The 16150-nt window shown below is 62.3% G+C and carries 19 protein-coding genes and 1 pseudogene; 10 read left to right on the forward strand and 10 right to left on the reverse strand.

What is annotated here, in order from left to right:
- Nucleotides 1-4 precede the first annotated feature (4 nt).
- Nucleotides 5-265 carry a DUF2007 domain-containing protein gene (locus HU766_RS20820; RefSeq protein ID WP_033701294.1) on the reverse strand — a complete coding sequence of 87 codons (261 nt, stop codon included), beginning with the start codon at nucleotides 263-265 and terminating at the stop codon, nucleotides 5-7.
- Entirely contained in the window at nucleotides 265-450 is a 186-nt protein-coding gene (locus HU766_RS20825) for a CPXCG motif-containing cysteine-rich protein (protein ID WP_033701296.1), read from the reverse strand. Before HU766_RS20825 ends, HU766_RS20820 begins: the two co-directional genes overlap by 1 nt.
- Nucleotides 451-572: 122 nt before the next feature.
- On the opposite strand from HU766_RS20825, the gene HU766_RS20830 reads away from it, so the two are divergent.
- Nucleotides 573-1742, forward strand: a complete 1170-nt coding sequence (locus HU766_RS20830) for a 1-acyl-sn-glycerol-3-phosphate acyltransferase (RefSeq protein WP_033701297.1) — start codon at nucleotides 573-575, stop codon at nucleotides 1740-1742.
- Nucleotides 1743-1775: 33 nt separating this feature from the next.
- On the opposite strand, the gene HU766_RS20835 is transcribed toward HU766_RS20830, so the two are convergent.
- Nucleotides 1776-2036 carry a hypothetical protein gene (locus tag HU766_RS20835; protein ID WP_033701298.1) on the reverse strand — a complete coding sequence of 87 codons (261 nt, stop codon included), beginning with the start codon at nucleotides 2034-2036 and terminating at the stop codon, nucleotides 1776-1778.
- Nucleotides 2037-2196: 160 nt separating this feature from the next.
- Between HU766_RS20835 and HU766_RS20840 the strand changes: the two are divergent.
- A pseudogene (locus HU766_RS20840) lies at nucleotides 2197-2402 on the forward strand (hypothetical protein).
- A 67-nt stretch (nucleotides 2403-2469) separates the two neighbouring features.
- Here HU766_RS20840 and HU766_RS20845 read toward each other — a convergent pair.
- Nucleotides 2470-3054: a YajG family lipoprotein gene (locus tag HU766_RS20845; RefSeq protein ID WP_033701300.1), complete on the reverse strand. Its 585-nt coding sequence runs from the start codon at nucleotides 3052-3054 to the stop codon at nucleotides 2470-2472.
- 144 nt (nucleotides 3055-3198) lie between these two features.
- Here HU766_RS20845 and HU766_RS20850 point away from each other — a divergent pair, with 144 nt between their 5' ends.
- Both HU766_RS20850 and mqo read left to right on the forward strand, forming a co-directional pair.
- On the forward strand, nucleotides 3199-3432 hold the full coding sequence (locus tag HU766_RS20850) for a hypothetical protein (RefSeq protein ID WP_033701301.1): 234 nt from the start codon (nucleotides 3199-3201) through the stop codon (nucleotides 3430-3432).
- 602 nt (nucleotides 3433-4034) lie between these two features.
- Nucleotides 4035-5540, forward strand: a complete 1506-nt coding sequence (gene mqo / locus HU766_RS20855; RefSeq protein WP_186660253.1) for a malate dehydrogenase (quinone) — start codon at nucleotides 4035-4037, stop codon at nucleotides 5538-5540.
- A 64-nt stretch (nucleotides 5541-5604) separates the two neighbouring features.
- On the opposite strand, the gene HU766_RS20860 is transcribed toward mqo, so the two are convergent.
- The 4 genes from HU766_RS20860 to HU766_RS20875 form a co-directional block, all read right to left on the reverse strand.
- Nucleotides 5605-5895 (reverse strand): PA4642 family protein, encoded by a 291-nt coding sequence (locus tag HU766_RS20860; protein ID WP_186660255.1) that lies wholly within the window; start codon nucleotides 5893-5895, stop codon nucleotides 5605-5607.
- Between the two features lie 68 nt (nucleotides 5896-5963).
- On the reverse strand, nucleotides 5964-6434 hold the full coding sequence (locus HU766_RS20865; protein WP_033701305.1) for a hypothetical protein: 471 nt from the start codon (nucleotides 6432-6434) through the stop codon (nucleotides 5964-5966).
- A 65-nt stretch (nucleotides 6435-6499) separates the two neighbouring features.
- Complete coding sequence (locus tag HU766_RS20870) at nucleotides 6500-6973, reverse strand: WbuC family cupin fold metalloprotein (RefSeq protein WP_186660257.1); 474 nt, start codon at nucleotides 6971-6973, stop codon at nucleotides 6500-6502.
- Nucleotides 6974-6975: 2 nt separating this feature from the next.
- Nucleotides 6976-7533, reverse strand: coding sequence for a hypoxanthine-guanine phosphoribosyltransferase (locus HU766_RS20875; protein WP_033701308.1), 558 nt, complete (start codon nucleotides 7531-7533; stop codon nucleotides 6976-6978).
- Nucleotides 7534-7693: 160 nt separating this feature from the next.
- On the opposite strand from HU766_RS20875, the gene upp reads away from it, so the two are divergent.
- Together upp and HU766_RS20885 are read left to right on the forward strand one after the other, a co-directional pair.
- Nucleotides 7694-8332 carry a uracil phosphoribosyltransferase gene (gene upp, locus HU766_RS20880; RefSeq protein ID WP_033701309.1) on the forward strand — a complete coding sequence of 213 codons (639 nt, stop codon included), beginning with the start codon at nucleotides 7694-7696 and terminating at the stop codon, nucleotides 8330-8332.
- 2 nt (nucleotides 8333-8334) lie between these two features.
- Nucleotides 8335-9600, forward strand: a complete 1266-nt coding sequence (locus HU766_RS20885) for a uracil-xanthine permease family protein (protein ID WP_033701311.1) — start codon at nucleotides 8335-8337, stop codon at nucleotides 9598-9600.
- Nucleotides 9601-9651: 51 nt separating this feature from the next.
- Here the strand turns inward: HU766_RS20885 and hemH are convergent, their stop codons facing one another.
- Nucleotides 9652-10665: a ferrochelatase gene (gene hemH / locus HU766_RS20890; RefSeq protein WP_047582759.1), complete on the reverse strand. Its 1014-nt coding sequence runs from the start codon at nucleotides 10663-10665 to the stop codon at nucleotides 9652-9654.
- A 13-nt stretch (nucleotides 10666-10678) separates the two neighbouring features.
- Nucleotides 10679-11584: a TIGR01777 family oxidoreductase gene (locus tag HU766_RS20895; RefSeq protein ID WP_186660259.1), complete on the reverse strand. Its 906-nt coding sequence runs from the start codon at nucleotides 11582-11584 to the stop codon at nucleotides 10679-10681.
- 186 nt (nucleotides 11585-11770) lie between these two features.
- Here HU766_RS20895 and HU766_RS20900 point away from each other — a divergent pair, with 186 nt between their 5' ends.
- The 4 genes from HU766_RS20900 (at nucleotide 11771) to phrB (ending at nucleotide 16139) form a co-directional block, all read left to right on the forward strand.
- Nucleotides 11771-12757 (forward strand): NAD(P)/FAD-dependent oxidoreductase, encoded by a 987-nt coding sequence (locus tag HU766_RS20900; RefSeq protein WP_186660261.1) that lies wholly within the window; start codon nucleotides 11771-11773, stop codon nucleotides 12755-12757.
- Between the two features lie 106 nt (nucleotides 12758-12863).
- Entirely contained in the window at nucleotides 12864-13832 is a 969-nt protein-coding gene (locus HU766_RS20905; RefSeq protein ID WP_186660263.1) for a DUF523 and DUF1722 domain-containing protein, read from the forward strand.
- Entirely contained in the window at nucleotides 13822-14721 is a 900-nt protein-coding gene (locus tag HU766_RS20910; protein WP_186660265.1) for a MerR family transcriptional regulator, read from the forward strand. Before HU766_RS20905 ends, HU766_RS20910 begins: the two co-directional genes overlap by 11 nt.
- Nucleotides 14712-16139, forward strand: a complete 1428-nt coding sequence (phrB, locus tag HU766_RS20915) for a deoxyribodipyrimidine photo-lyase (RefSeq protein ID WP_186660267.1) — start codon at nucleotides 14712-14714, stop codon at nucleotides 16137-16139. Before HU766_RS20910 ends, phrB begins: the two co-directional genes overlap by 10 nt.
- Nucleotides 16140-16150: the final 11 nt, after the last annotated feature.

Here is a 16150-nt window from a genome sequence, read left to right on the forward strand (position 1 = left end):
GAACCTAGCAGATCAAGGTACCGGGATAGCTCTCCGGTTCGTCGCCAACCAGTGGCTGGGCAGCATTGTACGCATCGATCAGCTGCCGTGCGTATTCGGCCTGCTCGTCGGGCACGGCCAGCGCCAGCAAGCCCTGCATCGGTAGCTCACCGGCAGCACCGACCAGGTCGCGCCCAATCAAATGTACCGAGACACCTTCACTGGCCAGCATGCCCATCAGCATTTCGGCCTCCAGCAAACTCTCCGGTTCGTAGATTCGCTGCATCAGGCATCGTCCTCGCGTCTGACCTCAAGCATCCATTCGTCACCGTGCACCTGCAAAATGAACACCACAGGCTGGCAACACACTTGGCAATCCTCGGTGTAGCGCTGGTCGCCACCGGAAATATCGACAGTGGTTTCCACACGTTCGCCACAATAAGGGCAATCATAGAAGTCGGTTTCCAGCATCGCGGCCTCCGCGGTGACTTATGCGTATAATTGCCGGTCTGATTACAGGGCCTGCGCGTGTTCGAGCCGTTTTTCGGACCCCGTCCCTACCTTATTACCCTAGCCGTTTCCAACAAGAGAGCATGATGGGCGAATTCGATGCCATCCGACCGTACGACGACGCTGAGGTCCCTGCCGTGCTGGCACGCCTGCTCAGCGACCCGGCATTCCTCGATATCCTCACCCACTTCCGCTTCCCGCGTGCGGCTGGCCCCCTCGGATGGCTGCTCAAGCCGCTAATCGCCCGTCGCCTGCGCAAGGAGTTCGCCGGCGTCACCTGCGTCTCGACCTTGCAGGACAAAGTCGAGTACTACGTCGATCAAACCATCGAACGTGCCACCGATGGCGTCACCTACTCGGGCGTCGAGCAGCTCAAGGCCGGCACCGCGTACCTGTTCCTGGCCAACCACCGCGACATCGTCATGGACCCGGCATTCGTCAACTACGCCGTGTACCACGCCGGCCTGCCGACCCCACGCATCGCCATCGGTGACAACCTGCTGCAAAAGCCCTTCGTCAGCGACATGATGCGCCTGAACAAGAGCTTCATCGTGCACCGCTCGCTCAGCGGTCGTCGCGAAAAGCTGGCGGCTTACCAACTGCTTTCGGCCTACATCAACCACTCGATCCGCAACGATACTGCGTCGATCTGGATCGCCCAGGCCGAAGGCCGTGCCAAGGATGGTGACGACCGCACCGACTCGGCGATCCTCAAGATGTTCCACATGAGCCGCAAGGACGAACCGTTCGGCGCGGTCATCCAGAGCCTTAACCTGACGCCGGTGTCGATCAGCTACGAGTACGACCCCTGCGACCAGGCCAAAGCCCGTGAGCTGTACATCCGCGCCACCACTGGCACCTACAAGAAGGCGCCGGGCGAAGACGACAACAGCATCGCCAAAGGCATCACTGGCTACAAAGGTCGTGTGCACATCAACTTTGCAGCGCCGGTGACCGAATACTTCGAAGACACCAAGCAGTTGGCAGCCGAAATCGACCGGCAGATCCTCGGCGGCTACCGGCTGTTCCCGGTGCACTACCTGGCCTACGCGATGTGGGACGAAAAGGATGAGGCACTGCAGGTGCCGAGTGCCGAGAAGGTGTTCCCGGCCGAAGAGTTGGCGCGGGCCAAGGAAGAATGGCAGCGGCGCCTGGAGGCATGCCCCGAAGAGCAGCGGCCGTACCTGGTGTTGCAGTATGCGACGCCGGTGCGCAACCAGTATCAGGTCAGGCAGCAGGCACCGGTCGCCTGACCAACCTTGGGGCTGCTCTGCGGCCCCAGGTTTTCAGACCCAGGTACTGAACCAGGACAACAACAGCGCCAGGGCCAGGCACGAAAAACCGAGAATATAGAAGTAACGCGGCACCCTCAGGTCAAACGCATCCATCACCCCTTCATCCATTGCCAGGCTTTCACGCGTGACCGCCTCGCGGCGCCGTGCGCTGTGCAGCAGCAGGCCGCCTGGGCAGGTCATCAGCAATGCCAGCAGGTTGATCAGCTTGGTGGGATGGGCGGCCAGAAACCCCCAGAGCACTTGCAACGACATCACGCTTCCTCGGTTTGAACGACAACGAAGGCCGGCATTCTACCCAACTCCGACCCAGGCGCCCGGCCTGGGCGACAAAGTGTCACTAAATTTCATCTGTCACATGCTCGTCATCAGAACAGGCCACCCTGTCGGCCTTTCCCCGATCCGGAGCTTGTTCATGCTGCACGCCGAAAACCAGGACCGCCTCTATCTCGTTGCCCAGAGCGACGAACAACAGGCGTTGATCGACGGTTTCGCCATCAATGTGCAAGACCGGCAGTGGCTGGTCTATTGCGCATTGGGGGGCATGCTCATGAAGACTTGCCAGAGGTGGATGTTGCCACCGGTTTCAGCGTGCTGGATTTCCACATCCAGGCGGCCTGAAGCCCCCGCAGCCACCCACAAAAAACCCGCTGCCAGGCAGCGGGTTTTTTGTAAGGCAACTGAACGCTTACTCGGCCAGCACCTGCCCGATGGTCGGGTCTTTGAACAGGCGGGTCAGGGCGTCGCTCAGCACATCACTGACCAGCTTGGTGTTGGTTTCCTGGTTCGGCGCCATGCCGAAGCGCTGATCCAGCGAAGCGCCGTAACGGCCGCTGTAGCGGCGGTTGGCGTTGGCCACGTCGGCACGGAAGGTGGCGCCGATGGTGGCCTCGGTCACGTACAGGTTGTCCTTGGGCGACTGGTATTTCAGCTCGGCCAGGGTCACGGTCAGTTGCGGCGCATTGTTAGCGTTCGGCGTCGGGGTGAAACCGAGCAGGCGTACAGCGGCTTCGGCCTGGGCCTGCAGCTTGGGCAGCACATCATTGCCACTGACGCTGATGGTGCTGGTCTCGGGGTACATGCCACCGCGAGTGCCCAGGGACTGCGAAGCCCGACCATCAACCACCTTGACCACCACCGGCTGACCCTGGCCGACAGGTGCGAGCTGGGCGGTGAGCTTGGGTTGCGGGCTGAGTTGTTGCGGGCTGTGGGCACATCCGACCAGGCTGAGGCTGGCCACGGCGATCAAACCGAACAACAGACGTTGCAACATGCGCGTTTCTCCAGAAAATGCGGCTAAGGCGCACAGTATACCCAGCCTCGCACAGGCCAGTCATCGCCAAGGCTGCGCTGTCACAATCGTTTCATGCCCCTGCCGTTATCCTTGGCCCAGCCCTAACACAAAGGACTCACCGCCATGGCCTCGCTCTGGACCCTGCTCTTCCAACGCCCGCGCCACCGCCCCTATGCCCACCTTGACGCCGACGGCAAATGCCTGGCGTTCAAGCACTGTAGCCAGCCGCCAAGCGGCAGTGGCTGGGTGCAGGTCAGCGAAGTGCAGCTCGCCTGGCTGGGCCGCCAACTGCCCGCCAGCGCTCGGGTTTGCGCGCGCGCAAACAACCGTTGGCATCAACGCAGCCTGCCGGCCTGACAAACGCTGCAATAAAAACCACGAATAACGACCTTTCTGCCCGCGACATCGCTATAATCTCCCCCCGATTATAAGGACGTCTCCTGATCGGGCCCCGCATTTGCCGCTTGACCCCGGCACCTTCACCGCTTCGCCCACAGAGAGCCTTCCACTCAGGTCTTGCATCGGCTGTCGTGCCTGCTTTTCCGGCCCTTCGCACTGCATGAACCTGTGGGTTGCCATCGCGCAGTCCCCTTTTGAGGTTCACGTCTCCAAAAGAGCGTGAAAAAACGGTTTTTCACAACTTCACGAGAGTGTGGCGAGCAAATGAACAGTCTGGCATGTGCAAAAGCAGCAGATGTGTCCCGAACAGCCCTGAACAGGCGGCAACTGCGCTCATCCCGGATGAGTATTTGAGGCCGCTCCATAACGCACGCACGACACCTTGACCATAAGTCGAATTGCCGCACCTGTGGCAAACGGGGTTCAATACCTGAACCCGAAGACTGATTGGCGGTGTCCGCGGAAGTTGCAAGAACTGCGAAAAGTCGGACATGGCGATCCTGGCAAACCCAGGTCCTATGCTGTCAATTAGGTAGCTGTAGATTGTGGAGACGCGTTAAATGGCGCAGAACGAATCGGTTGATGTAGTACTGGTAGGCGCGGGCATCATGAGTGCCACCCTGGCCGTACTGCTCAAGGAGCTCGACCCGACCCTGAAGCTTGAGGTCGTCGAGGCGATGGACTCCGGGGCCGCGGAAAGCTCCAACCCCTGGAACAACGCAGGTACCGGCCACGCTGGCCTGTGCGAGCTTAACTACACGCCCCAGGCCGCCGATGGCAGCATCGACATCAAGAAGGCCGTGCACATCAACACCCAGTTCGAGGTCTCGCGCCAGTTCTGGGCCTACCTGAGCAAGAAGAGCAACTTCGGCTCGGCGCGTGCTTTCATCAACCCTGTCCCGCACCTGAGCTACGTCGAAGGTGAAAAGGGTGTGTCCTTCCTCAAGAAGCGCTTCGAGCTGCTCAAGCAGCATCACGCCTTCACCGAGATGGAATACACCGAAGACAAGGCCGTGATGAAGGACTGGATGCCGCTGATGATGCCCGGCCGCCCGGCCGACCAGCACATCGCCGCCACCCGCGTGGCGAAAGGCACCGACGTCAACTTCGGCGCGCTGACCAACAAGATGCTCAAGCTGCTGGCCGACACCCCGGACACGCAGGTCAAGTACAGCAAGAAAGTCGTCGGCCTGCGCCGTAACGGCAGCGGCTGGACCGTGAGCATCAAGGACGTCAACAGCGGCGGCAGCCGTGAAGTCGATGCCCGCTTCGTGTTCCTCGGCGCCGGCGGCGCGGCCCTGCCGCTGCTGCAGCTTTCCGGCATCCCCGAGAGCAAAGGCTTCGGCGGCTTCCCGGTCAGCGGCCAGTGGTTGCGCTGCGACAACCCGGAAATCGTCAAACTGCACCAGGCCAAGGTCTACAGCCAGGCCGCAGTCGGCGCGCCACCGATGTCGGTGCCGCACCTGGATACCCGCGTGGTGGACGGCAAGACCTCGTTGCTGTTCGGCCCTTACGCCGGCTTTACCACCAAGTTCCTCAAGCATGGCTCGTTGATGGACCTGCCGCTGTCGGTACGCATGGGCAACATCGGCCCGATGCTGGCCGTAGCCCGCGACAACATGGACCTGACCAAGTACCTGGTCAGTGAAGTGATGCAGTCGATGGAGCAACGCCTGGAAGCCCTGCGTCGCTTCTACCCGCAGGCTAAAGCCGAAGACTGGCGCCTGGAAGTGGCCGGCCAACGTGTGCAGATCATCAAGAAAGACCCGAAAAAAGGCGGCATTCTGCAGTTCGGTACCGAGCTGGTCTCGGCTCAGGACGGCAGCCTGGCGGCGCTGCTCGGCGCATCGCCGGGTGCTTCGGTCACCGTTTCGATCATGCTCGAACTGATCGAGCGCTGCTTCCCCGAGCAGGCCAAAGGTGCCTGGGCTGCCAAGCTCAAGGAGATCTTCCCGGCTCGCGAGAAGACCTTGGCAACCGATGCTGCGCTGTACCGCAAGATCAGTGCCGACAACGATGCGGCGCTGGAACTGGTAGAAGACAGCCCGGCCCAGCATTACGCCTGAGCTGGCTGAAACGAAAAAACGCCCCTCGGGGCGTTTTTTTTGTAGCTGCGATACAGGCTACATATCAGCTCCGAGCTTTCTCGATGACCTCGATGTACTCCGGCGCACCGCGCTGGTCGGCGATTACCTCGACAAAGGTCTTGCCGTGCTCGTCCTTGCCATCCAGGTCCAGGCCAGCTTCGACGAAGAAGCGGACGAAACGCTCGAAGTCGTCAATACGCAGACCGCGGTAAGCCTTGATCAGCTTGTGCTGAGAAGGCGAAGTCACGCCATCGGCCGGCTCGAACTGAAGGTACGACTTGATGTAGTCGTCGCTGATTTCGTCACCGATTACCTGTTTCTTGTCTTTACGCATTGCCGACTCCAACTGGACCATCACGGAATTTCGAAGGCCGGCAGTTTACCCCCCGCAGGGCGCACGCCTCAACGCGTACGTACGGTCCCGGTGTGCAGGTCGGCCCAGATATGGCCGTTGCCATAGGTCAGAAACTGCACGTAGAGCGTCTCGTTGCGCAAAAGGTCCATGATTACGCGGTAATCGCTGACCGGGTAATTGAGACTCAAGGTGCGGGTTTTTTCGTCATAGACCGGTTTTTTCAAGCTTTTGCCGGGCTCGCCATCGAAGGTCAGCAGCACCTGGGCAAGGGTGGCGCCCTTGCTCAGCGGCTTGCCCTTGAGGCGCATCTGCAACGAGGCGGTGATCGGGATCGGCTGCTGGTCGGACTGGCGCTGGGCACCTACTACGACCGAATAATCGGTCACCTGCAGCAGTTGCTGACCAGTCGGCGCTTCCTGGCGCAACGACAGGTCATCGGGCGGCAGAAACTGGCTGTGCAGGGGGGCTGCACCGATCGGCAGGCTGACCGCCAGCAGGAGGGGAACAATCGCACGCATGTGAGGCTCCTTGGCATGAACAGGCACTCTAGCATGCTGTGTTCAGCCTGTACCGGAGCCGCCGCTCAATCGAACTGCGCGCGCATCCAGGCCTGGTACTCGGCCACGCCCGCTTCGCCTTCGCGTGGCGCCCAGTGCGCATGCTCGCCCTCGCCCACCGGCCGGTACGGGCCGGCCTTGCACTCGAACAAGATGCTGTCTGGCTCCAGCACCACCAACCCATGGTAGGTACCGGGTGCCAGGTCCACGCCCAGGCAGTCACCGCCAGCCTGCAGCACACGCTTGTCGGTCAGCGCGCCCTGCTCATCGAAAATCAGCAGGCCCAGGCGCCCCTTGAGCACGATCAGTGCTTCGGCCTTGTCGTCATTCAGATGCCGATGCGGCGGGATGTACGTGCTCGGCTGCAACCCGACCGCCATGCGGTGGCAGGGCTCTTCCATCTCGTGGAAATTGTGGTGCTGCCGCCCGCGAGGGTTGGCGGCAGCCTTTTGCGCCAGCCCAGCGAACAGCGATTGGTCGATGAACGCGGGCTGGCGCATGGTCACAGCCCCTTGACGGCGAAGATGCCGTTGGCGTTGCGCCAGTAGCCTTTGTAATCCATGCCATAGCCGAAGATGTAGCGATCGACGCACGGCAGGCCGACGTAGTTGGCCTTGAGGTCCGGGCTGGCCTTGCGGTCGTGGTCCTTGTCGATCAGCACCGCGGTGTGCACCGAGCGAGCGCCGGCATGCTTGCAGAACTCGATGATGGCGCTGAGGGTGTGGCCTTCGTCGAGGATGTCGTCGACGATCAGCACGTCACGGTCGATGAACGAGACTTCAGGCTTGGCCTTCCAGAACAGCTCACCGCCGCTGGTCTGGTTGCGGTAGCGGGTGGCGTGCAGGTACGACGCTTCCAGCGGGAACTGCAGGTGAGTCAGCAGCTTGCCGGTGAAAATCAGGCCGCCATTCATCACGCAGAAGACCACCGGGTTCTTGTCGTGCAGGTCTTTGCAGATCTGCTCGCCGACCTTGGCGATGGCCGCTTCGACTTCGGCTTCGTTGTACAGACAGTCAGCTTCGCGCATGACTTGACGGATGTGCTCGAGATCGGCGGACATTGCGCTCTCCGGGGGTATTTTGGAAAAGCGGGCAAAGGTACGCATCCGCTCGTCACAGATCAAGCATTTATGGACTAACGTCCAAAAGGACTACACGACAGCACAGGTTGAATAGATTAATCTAGCGCGGTTTTTTTGCCCGCCTTTCGGAGCCCCCCCTATGCCCACTCGTGAGATCCGCCATCCGCTGATCCGCCACAAGCTCGGCCTCATGCGCCGTGCCGACATCAGCACCAAGAATTTTCGCGAACTCGCCCAGGAAGTCGGCGCGCTCCTGACCTATGAAGCCACTCAAGACCTGCCGTTGGAAACCTACGAGATCGACGGCTGGTGCGGCAAGGTGCAGGTCGAAAAAATCGCCGGCAAGAAGATTACCGTGGTGCCGATCCTGCGCGCCGGTATCGGCATGCTCGACGGCGTGCTCAGCCTGATTCCGGGTGCCAAGGTCAGTGCCGTTGGCGTCGCGCGCAACGAGGAAACCCTCGAAGCCCACACCTACCTGGAAAAGCTCGCACCGGATATCAACCAGCGCCTGGCCTTGATCATCGACCCGATGCTGGCCACCGGCGCCTCGATGGTCGCCACCATCGACCTGCTGAAAAAGGCTGGCTGCAAGGAAATCCGCGCCATGGTCCTGGTTGCAGCACCGGAAGGTATCGACGTGGTGGAAAAAGCCCACCCCGACGTACAGATCTACACCGCCTCGATCGACCAGCGCCTCAACGAGCACGGCTACATCGTGCCGGGCCTGGGTGATGCCGGCGACAAGATCTTCGGCACCAAGCAAAAGGACGCCTGACCATGCAGGACGGCTTCAACGACCCGCTCTGGCGCCAGGTCGTTTCGGGCGCGCAGATGCTCTTCGTGGCATTTGGCGCGCTGGTGCTGATGCCACTGATCACCGGCCTCGACCCGAACGTCGCGCTGTTCACTGCTGGCATCGGCACGCTGCTGTTCCAACTGGTCACCGGCCGTCAGGTACCGGTGTTCCTGGCGTCGAGCTTTGCCTTCATCACCCCGATCATCCTTGCCAAGGGCCAGTTCGGCCTGGCCGAGACCATGGGCGGCGTGATGGCCGCAGGCTTCGTCTACACCTTCATGGGGCTGATGGTCAAAATCAAAGGCACCGGTTTCATCGACCGCATGCTGCCGCCCGTGGTGATTGGCCCGGTGATCATCTCGATCGGCCTGGCCATGGCGCCGATCGCCGCCAACATGGCCATGGGCAAGGGCGGTGATGGTGCTGCGCTGATGCCTTACCAGACCGCCATGCTGATCTCGATGCCGGCGCTGCTGACCACCTTGATCGTCGCGGTGTTCGGCAAGGGCATCTTCCGCCTGGTACCGATCATCTCCGGCGTGCTGGTGGGCTTTGCCCTGGCATTCGCCTTCGGTGTGGTCGACACCGCCAAGATTGCCGCCGCGCCTTGGCTGGAGATCCCCAACTTCACCGCGCCGGCGTTCAACTGGCAGGCCATCCTGTTCATCGTGCCGGTGGCGTTGGCGCCGGCGATCGAACACATCGGCGGGGTGATCGCTGTGGGCAGCGTGACCGGCCGCGACTACCTGAAAAAGCCCGGCCTGCATCGCACCTTGCTGGGTGATGGCTTGGCGACCACGGCTGCCGGCCTGTTCGGTGGCCCGCCCAACACCACCTACGCCGAAGTGACTGGAGCGGTGATGCTGACCAAGAACTACAACCCGAAGATCATGACCTGGGCGGCGATCTTTGCCATCACCCTGGCCTTCATCGGCAAGTTCGGCGCGCTGCTGCAGAGCATTCCGGTACCGGTCATGGGCGGTATTCTGTGCCTGCTGTTCGGTTCGATCGCGGCGGTGGGCATGAACACCATGATCCGCCACAAGATCGACCTGGCCGAAGCGCGCAACCTGGTGATCGTTTCGGTGACCCTGGTGTTCGGCATTGGCGGGGTCTTGATCGGCAGCGGTGACGGCCCGGACGACTGGGGCCTCAAGGGTATTTCCCTGTGCGCCGTAGTGGCCATTGCCCTGAACCTCATTCTGCCGGGCAATGATGGCTGGAAGAACAAGAAGCTGGATGTGTAAGAGCGGCCTTGCCAGACCGCTCGCAAAGGGCCGCAATGCGGCCCTTTGCATTCAAGCCTTTTCGCACATCCCCGCCAACACCCGCACCCACTCCGGGTGATCATTCAGGCACGGCACCAGCACCAACTCCTCGCCCCCCGCCTCGATGAACTGCTCCTTGCCGCGGTCGCCAATCTCTTCCAGCGTCTCGATGCAATCGGCAACGAACGCGGGGCACATCACCAGCAGCTTCTTCACCCCCGCAGCAGCCAGCTCATCCAAGCGATTCTCGGTGTAGGGTTCGATCCACTTGTCCCGCCCCAGCCGCGACTGGAACGACACCGACCACTTGCCGTGCGGGATACCCATTTTCTGCGCAAACGCCTTGGCCGTGGCCTGACATTGCCCTCGATAGCACACTGCGCGCTCCTCGGCACTGGCGTCCTTGCAACAATCGGCCGCTCGGAAATCATGCTTGCCGGTGGGGTCCAGCTTCTTCAGGTGCCGCTCCGGCAGCCCATGGAAACTCAGCAGAAGGTGATCGTAATCCTGCTCCAGATAGGGCCTGGCACTGGCCACCAGCGCGTCGATGTAGTCGGGATGATCGTAGAACGGCTGCAGCACACGCATCTGCAGCGGCAGCTGGCGTTCGCTGATGGTCTGCTTCGCCTGCTCGACCACCGTGGTAACCGTACTGTCGGCAAACTGTGGATAAAGCGGTGCCAGGGTGACCGTGCGCACGCCTTGGGCGGCCAGGCGCTCGAGCACCTCGGGCAATGCCGGCTGGCCATAGCGCATGGCCATCTCCACCGGGCCATGGGGCCAGTGCTCGACCATCGCCGCTTGCAGACGGCGGGTCAGCACCACCAGTGGCGAACCGTCCTCCCACCAAATGGAGGCGTAGGCGTGCGCCGACTGTTCCGGGCGCTTGATCAAGATCAGTGACACCAGCAAGCGCCGCACCGGCCAGGGCAGGTCGATCACGTACGGGTCCATCAGGAACTGGTTGAGGTAACGGCGCACATCGGCCACCGAAGTGGAGGCCGGGGAACCCAGGTTGACCAGCAGCAGGGCGTGATCAGTCATGCAGCGTCCTATGTCAGAGGCGGCTGGACAAGTCGTCCAGGGCCGATTGCAGATCATTGAAACGGAAGGTGAACCCTGCCGCCAGCAAGCGCACCGGGCGCGCCCGCTGGCCACCGAGCAACAGCGTCGACAGCTCGCCAAGGCCGGCCTTGAGCAACAGCGCAGGCACGGGCAGCACGGCCGGCCGGTGCATGGCCCGGCCCAGGCGCTTGGCGAACTCGCGGTTGCGCACAGGCTCTGGGGCGCAGGCATTATAAGGACCGCTGGCGTCCTTGTGCTGCAAGAGAAAATCAATCAGGGCGACCTGGTCGTCTATATGGACCCACGGCATCCACTGCCGGCCATCGCCCAACGGCCCGCCCAGCCCCAGTTTGAAGGGCAGGCGCAGGCGCGACAAAAAGCCGCCATCGCTGGCCAGCACCAGCCCCGTTCGCACCAGCACCACCCGGATGCCTTGTGCCTGCGAACGCTGGGCGGTTTCTTCCCAGGCGATGCACAACTGGCTGGCAAAATCTTCGCGTACCGGCTGCGATACCTCGGTCAGTTCGCGCTCACCGCCATCCCCGTACCAGCCCACCGCAGACCCGGAGATCAGCACCTCCGGGCGCTGCTCGCGGCTGCCCAGCCAAGCCAGCAACTGCTCGGTCAGGGTGACCCGGCTGGCCCACAGCAGGTTACGCCGGGCGCCGGTCCAAGGCCGATCGGCAATCGGCGCGCCGGCCAAGTTGATGACCGCATCCAACTGATCATCCGCCTGCAGTTCTTCCAGCCGGGCGATGCCGCGCACCTGGCTACCGCACAGTGTGGGTACCTGATCAGGCCGGCGGCTCCAAACCGTAAGGCGATGGCCCTGGCCGAGCCAGAGCTGGCACAGGTGCCGGCCTATCAAACCGGTGCCGCCTGTCAGCAATATATGCATGGCTGTGTCCTCGCAGAATGCGGCAGTGGTCTATTTTTAGAACAAGGCACTTTTTTGACCCGACGCTCTCGGATAAACATAGGCCAACCTGCTCTATAAAGCGGAATAACCTTATACAAAATTTGTGCATTGTACAGGTTTGCCTGACAGCGTAGTCTGCTCACAGCAAGGTTTGAAGAGGCCATCATGACAGTACCTATTGCCATCATCGGTGCCGGTATCGCCGGTCTGTCCGCCGCCCAGGCGCTGCAAAAGGCCGGGCAATCCGTGCATTTGTTCGACAAAGGCCACGGCAGTGGCGGGCGCATGGCCAGCAAGCGCAGCGACGCTGGCGCGCTGGACCTCGGCGCCCAGTATTTCACTGCCCGTGATCGGCGTTTCGTCGATCAGGTCCAGCAATGGGTGGCTGCGGGTTGGGCCGAGCAATGGAAGCCGCAACTGTACAACTACCGCGACGGCGAACTCACACCTTCCCCGGATGAGCAGACTCGCTGGGTAGGCGTGCCGCGCATGAGTGCCATCACCCGCGGCATGCTCAAGGATGTGACGGTCAACTTTGGCTGCCGCATCGCTGAAGTATTCCGCGGCAAGCAGTACTGGCACCTGCAAGACACCGAAGGCTGCAGCCACGGCCCGTTCAGCCGCGTGGTGATCGCGGTGCCTGCGCCGCAGGCAACGCCGTTACTGGCCTCGACACCCAAACTGGCTGCCGTGGCCGCTGGCGTGCAGATGGAGCCTACCTGGGCCGTCGCCCTGGGCTTCCAGACGCCACTGGACACCCCCATGCAAGGTTGCTTCGTGCAGGACAACCCGCTCGACTGGCTGGCCCGCAACCGCAGCAAGCCCGGGCGTGACGAGCACCTCGACACCTGGGTGCTGCATGCCACGCCGAGCTGGAGCCGGCAGCATATCGACCTGCCCAAGGAAGAGGTGATCGAGCAGTTATGGGGCGAATTCGCCGAACTGGTCGGCTGCGTGGTGCCGGCACCCACCTTCTCCCTCGCCCACCGCTGGCTGTATGCACGCCCCACCAGCCACCATGAGTGGGGCGCGTTGGCCGATGCCGATCAGGGCCTGTACGCCTGCGGCGACTGGTGTTTGTCCGGCCGCGTCGAGGGGGCTTGGCTGAGTGGCCAGGAAGCCGCTCGCCGGCTGCTGGAGCATCTCGACTGAACGGGCGCTGAGCCTGTACAAAAAAATCAGTTTGCATAACGCCAAGGCTGTGCTGGAATAAACTTGTACAAAATAGATATCGCGTACAAGTTTATCGGAGACAGCCATGCAATCCCCTTCCGCTCACTGCAAGCCTCGCATCGCCATCAGCGCCTGCCTGACCGGGCACAGTGTGCGCTACAACGGTGGGCACAAGGCATCCGACTTGTGCCGCGCGCAACTTGAAGCGCACTTCGAATGGCTGCCGGTTTGCCCCGAGGTCGCTATCGGCCTCGGTGTACCGCGCGACCCTATTCGCCTGGTAGGCAACCCGGAGCAGCCGGAAGTGGTCGGTACCCGCAACCCCGGCATGGACCTCACCGGCCCGCTGCGCACCTATGGCGAGCAGATGGCCGGCGAGCTCGACGATATCTGCGGCTATATCTTCATGCAGAAGTCACCTTCGTGCGGGTTGGAGCGGGTCAAGGTCTACCAGGATAACGGCCACCCTGCGTTGCATAGCGGACGTGGTGTGTATGCCCAGGCCTTCTGCAACCTTCGCCCGGACCTGCCGGTGGAGGAGGAAGGCCGCCTGCATGACGCAGTGCTACGCGAAAACTTCATCAGCCGCGTATACGCCTATGCCGATTGGCAGCGCCTGCTGGCCGAAGGCTTGAGCCGCGGCGCCCTGGTGCGGTTTCACTCGCGCTACAAGTACCTGCTGATGGCCAACAACCCCCATGCCTACCGCACCCTGGGGCGACTACTGGGCAGCATGAGCCGGGATGACGACCCGCAGCAGGTCGGCCCACACTATTTCAGCCAGCTGATGCAGGCCCTGCGCCGCTGCGCCAGCCGTGGCACGCACTGCAACGTACTGCAGCACCTGAGCGGTTACTTCAAAGATGCCCTGACCCAGCAGGACAAGGCCGAACTGCAAGCCATCATCAGCCAGTACCAACAGGGCGTGGTGCCGCTGGTGGTGCCGCTGACGCTGCTCAAGCACCACCTGCGCAAGCACCCCGACCCTTACCTGATGCAGCAGGCCTACCTGCAGCCACACCCCGAAAGCCTAGGATTGCGCAATGCCGTCTGAGGCCCTGCTAGCGATCGGCGAACTCGCCCGCCGCACCGGCGTCAACCCAGTCACCCTACGGGCCTGGGAGCGCCGTTACGGCCTGCTCAAGCCACAGCGCACCGCAAAAGGGCATCGCTTGTATTCCAACGAGCAGGTCGAACGGGTCGAAGCGATCCTGGCCTGGCTGCAGCGCGGCGCATCGGTGGGGCAGGTACGCGAGCTGCTCGATAAACCGGCCAGCACCGCCCCACACAGCAACTGGCAGGCGCGACAGACGCAGTTGATCGAGGCTATCGCCAACCTCTCGCAGCGGGCACTTGACCAGCAACTCAACCAGGCCATGGCGCTGTACCCCGCCATTACCCTGTGCGAGCAATTGCTGCTACCCCTGCTCGACAGCCTGGACCTGCGCTGGCGCAACTATTTCAATGCACGGCTTGAGCAAGTGTTCTTCCACAGCTGGCTGCGCAGCAAACTCGGCGCCCGGGTGTATCACGACAACCAGCTGCTACAGGGTGCGCCAGTGCTGCTGGCCGAAGACAGCGAACGCGCCTTCGACCCTGAGCTGTGGCTGTGCGCCTGGTTGCTCAGCAGCAACGGCATCCCTGTCGAGGTGTTTGAACAGCCGGTGGGTGGCCCGCAACTGCAACGGGCCATCGCCGCGCTGCAACCGCGCGCCCTGTTGCTGCACCTGGGGCCACGCATCGACATCAAGGCCTTGCAGCGCACGCTGCAGGGTACGCCGGGGGCAAAACTGCTGGGCGGCGCCACGCTCGCCCTGCATGAAGCCCAACTGAACGCCCTCGACCTCCCCGACCTGCTCCTGTTCGATACCCCGCAAGCGGCATTGCGTTTGCTTCAAGGCAATGACCGCCGGCCTGTAGAGATGAATGCACCATGCAATTGATCTGGCTGCGCAGCGACCTGCGCATTGACGACAACACCGCCTTGAGCGCCGCCTGTGAGCGCGGCCCGACCGTCGCCCTGTGGCTGCTCAGCCCCGGCCAATGGCAGGCTCACGACGACGCCGCCTGCAAAGTAGACTTCTGGCTGCGCAACCTGCGCGCGCTGCGCCAGGCACTGGGCACACTCAACATCCCGCTGCTGATCCGCTCAATTGACAGGTGGGATCAGGCATCCGATGCAATAATGTCAGTATGCCATCAGCATCGGATAGATAGCGTGCACTGGAACGACGAGTACGGCATCAACGAACAGCGCCGCGACCAAGCTGTGCGGGCGCGGCTGGAGCAATCAGGCGTGCAGGCGCACAGCTACCTCGACCAGCTGTTCTTCCGCCCTGGCACCCTCCTTACCCGCAGTGGTGACTACTTCCAGGTCTTCAGCCAATTCAAGAAAAGCTGCCTGGAGCATCTGCACCGCAGCCTCCCCGCGCTGGCCCCACGGCTAAAGCCCCAGGCGCCTCTGGCGATCGCCAGCGACCCGCTACCTGAGCATGTGCTGGGCTTCGACCCAGTACCGCGTACCTTGCGCGATGGCTGGCCAGCGGGCGAAGCCGAAGCGCAAGCACGGCTGTCGCGTTTTCTCGATGAGCGGGTGGAAGACTACCAACACCAGCGCGACCTCCCGGCCAAGCCTGGCACCAGCGAGCTCTCCGCCTACCTGGCCGCCGGGGTGATTTCGCCCCGGCAATGCCTGCACGGGGCCTTGGCCTGCAACCGTGGCGAGTTCGACAGCGGCAGCACCGGCATCCAGACCTGGGTCAACGAGTTGCTTTGGCGGGAGTTCTACAAGCACATCCTGGTGGGTTATCCACAGGTATCCCGTCACCGCGCTTTCCGTGCCCAGACCGAAGCCCTGCCCTGGCGTGATGCACCTGAAGACCTCGCGGCCTGGGAACAGGGGCGCACCGGTTTTCCGATCATCGATGCCGCCATGCGCCAGTTGCTGCACACCGGCTGGATGCACAACCGCCTGCGCATGATCGTCGCCATGTTCCTCAGCAAGAACCTGCTGATCGACTGGCGCAAAGGCGAGCGGCATTTCATGCGTCACCTGATAGACGGCGACCTGGCAGCCAACAACGGCGGCTGGCAGTGGAGCGCATCTACCGGCACCGACGCCGTGCCCTATTTCCGCATCTTCAACCCGGTTTCGCAGTCTCAGCGCTTCGATCCGCAGGGGCGCTTCATTCGTCACTGGGTACCGGAACTGCAGGCGCTGGATGATAAAGCCATTCATCAGCCAGTTAAGGCTGTGGATCTTTTTGCTACCCATTCGTATCACAATCCAATAGTCGATCTCGGCAGCAGTCGCCAGCGCGCATTAGAAGCCTTCAAAGGCCTTCCGCGTCGGCAGCATTAAGGGGCAGTATC

The organism is Pseudomonas sp. SWRI77 (assembly GCF_014269105.1).
Lineage (GTDB): Bacteria > Pseudomonadota > Gammaproteobacteria > Pseudomonadales > Pseudomonadaceae > Aquipseudomonas > Aquipseudomonas capeferrum.

What these genes read in the sequence shown, in the direction of transcription:
- HU766_RS20895 (WP_186660259.1), bottom strand. Translation starts at nt 11,584, where the DNA reads ATGCATATATTGCTGACAGGCGGCACCGGTTTGATAGGCCGGCACCTG.
- HU766_RS20910 (WP_186660265.1), top strand. Translation starts at nt 13,822, where the DNA reads ATGCCGTCTGAGGCCCTGCTAGCGATCGGCGAACTCGCCCGCCGCACC.
- HU766_RS20860 (WP_186660255.1), bottom strand. Translation starts at nt 5,895, where the DNA reads ATGCGTAAAGACAAGAAACAGGTAATCGGTGACGAAATCAGCGACGAC.
- HU766_RS20905 (WP_186660263.1), top strand. Translation starts at nt 12,864, where the DNA reads ATGCAATCCCCTTCCGCTCACTGCAAGCCTCGCATCGCCATCAGCGCC.
- mqo (WP_186660253.1), top strand. Translation starts at nt 4,035, where the DNA reads ATGGCGCAGAACGAATCGGTTGATGTAGTACTGGTAGGCGCGGGCATC.
- HU766_RS20850 (WP_033701301.1), top strand. Translation starts at nt 3,199, where the DNA reads ATGGCCTCGCTCTGGACCCTGCTCTTCCAACGCCCGCGCCACCGCCCC.
- HU766_RS20875 (WP_033701308.1), bottom strand. Translation starts at nt 7,533, where the DNA reads ATGTCCGCCGATCTCGAGCACATCCGTCAAGTCATGCGCGAAGCTGAC.
- HU766_RS20870 (WP_186660257.1), bottom strand. Translation starts at nt 6,973, where the DNA reads ATGCGCCAGCCCGCGTTCATCGACCAATCGCTGTTCGCTGGGCTGGCG.
- upp (WP_033701309.1), top strand. Translation starts at nt 7,694, where the DNA reads ATGCCCACTCGTGAGATCCGCCATCCGCTGATCCGCCACAAGCTCGGC.
- HU766_RS20820 (WP_033701294.1), bottom strand. Translation starts at nt 265, where the DNA reads ATGCAGCGAATCTACGAACCGGAGAGTTTGCTGGAGGCCGAAATGCTG.
- hemH (WP_047582759.1), bottom strand. Translation starts at nt 10,665, where the DNA reads ATGACTGATCACGCCCTGCTGCTGGTCAACCTGGGTTCCCCGGCCTCC.
- phrB (WP_186660267.1), top strand. Translation starts at nt 14,712, where the DNA reads ATGCAATTGATCTGGCTGCGCAGCGACCTGCGCATTGACGACAACACC.
- HU766_RS20900 (WP_186660261.1), top strand. Translation starts at nt 11,771, where the DNA reads ATGACAGTACCTATTGCCATCATCGGTGCCGGTATCGCCGGTCTGTCC.
- HU766_RS20825 (WP_033701296.1), bottom strand. Translation starts at nt 450, where the DNA reads ATGCTGGAAACCGACTTCTATGATTGCCCTTATTGTGGCGAACGTGTG.
- HU766_RS20865 (WP_033701305.1), bottom strand. Translation starts at nt 6,434, where the DNA reads ATGCGTGCGATTGTTCCCCTCCTGCTGGCGGTCAGCCTGCCGATCGGT.
- HU766_RS20830 (WP_033701297.1), top strand. Translation starts at nt 573, where the DNA reads ATGATGGGCGAATTCGATGCCATCCGACCGTACGACGACGCTGAGGTC.
- HU766_RS20885 (WP_033701311.1), top strand. Translation starts at nt 8,335, where the DNA reads ATGCAGGACGGCTTCAACGACCCGCTCTGGCGCCAGGTCGTTTCGGGC.
- HU766_RS20835 (WP_033701298.1), bottom strand. Translation starts at nt 2,036, where the DNA reads ATGTCGTTGCAAGTGCTCTGGGGGTTTCTGGCCGCCCATCCCACCAAG.
- HU766_RS20845 (WP_033701300.1), bottom strand. Translation starts at nt 3,054, where the DNA reads ATGTTGCAACGTCTGTTGTTCGGTTTGATCGCCGTGGCCAGCCTCAGC.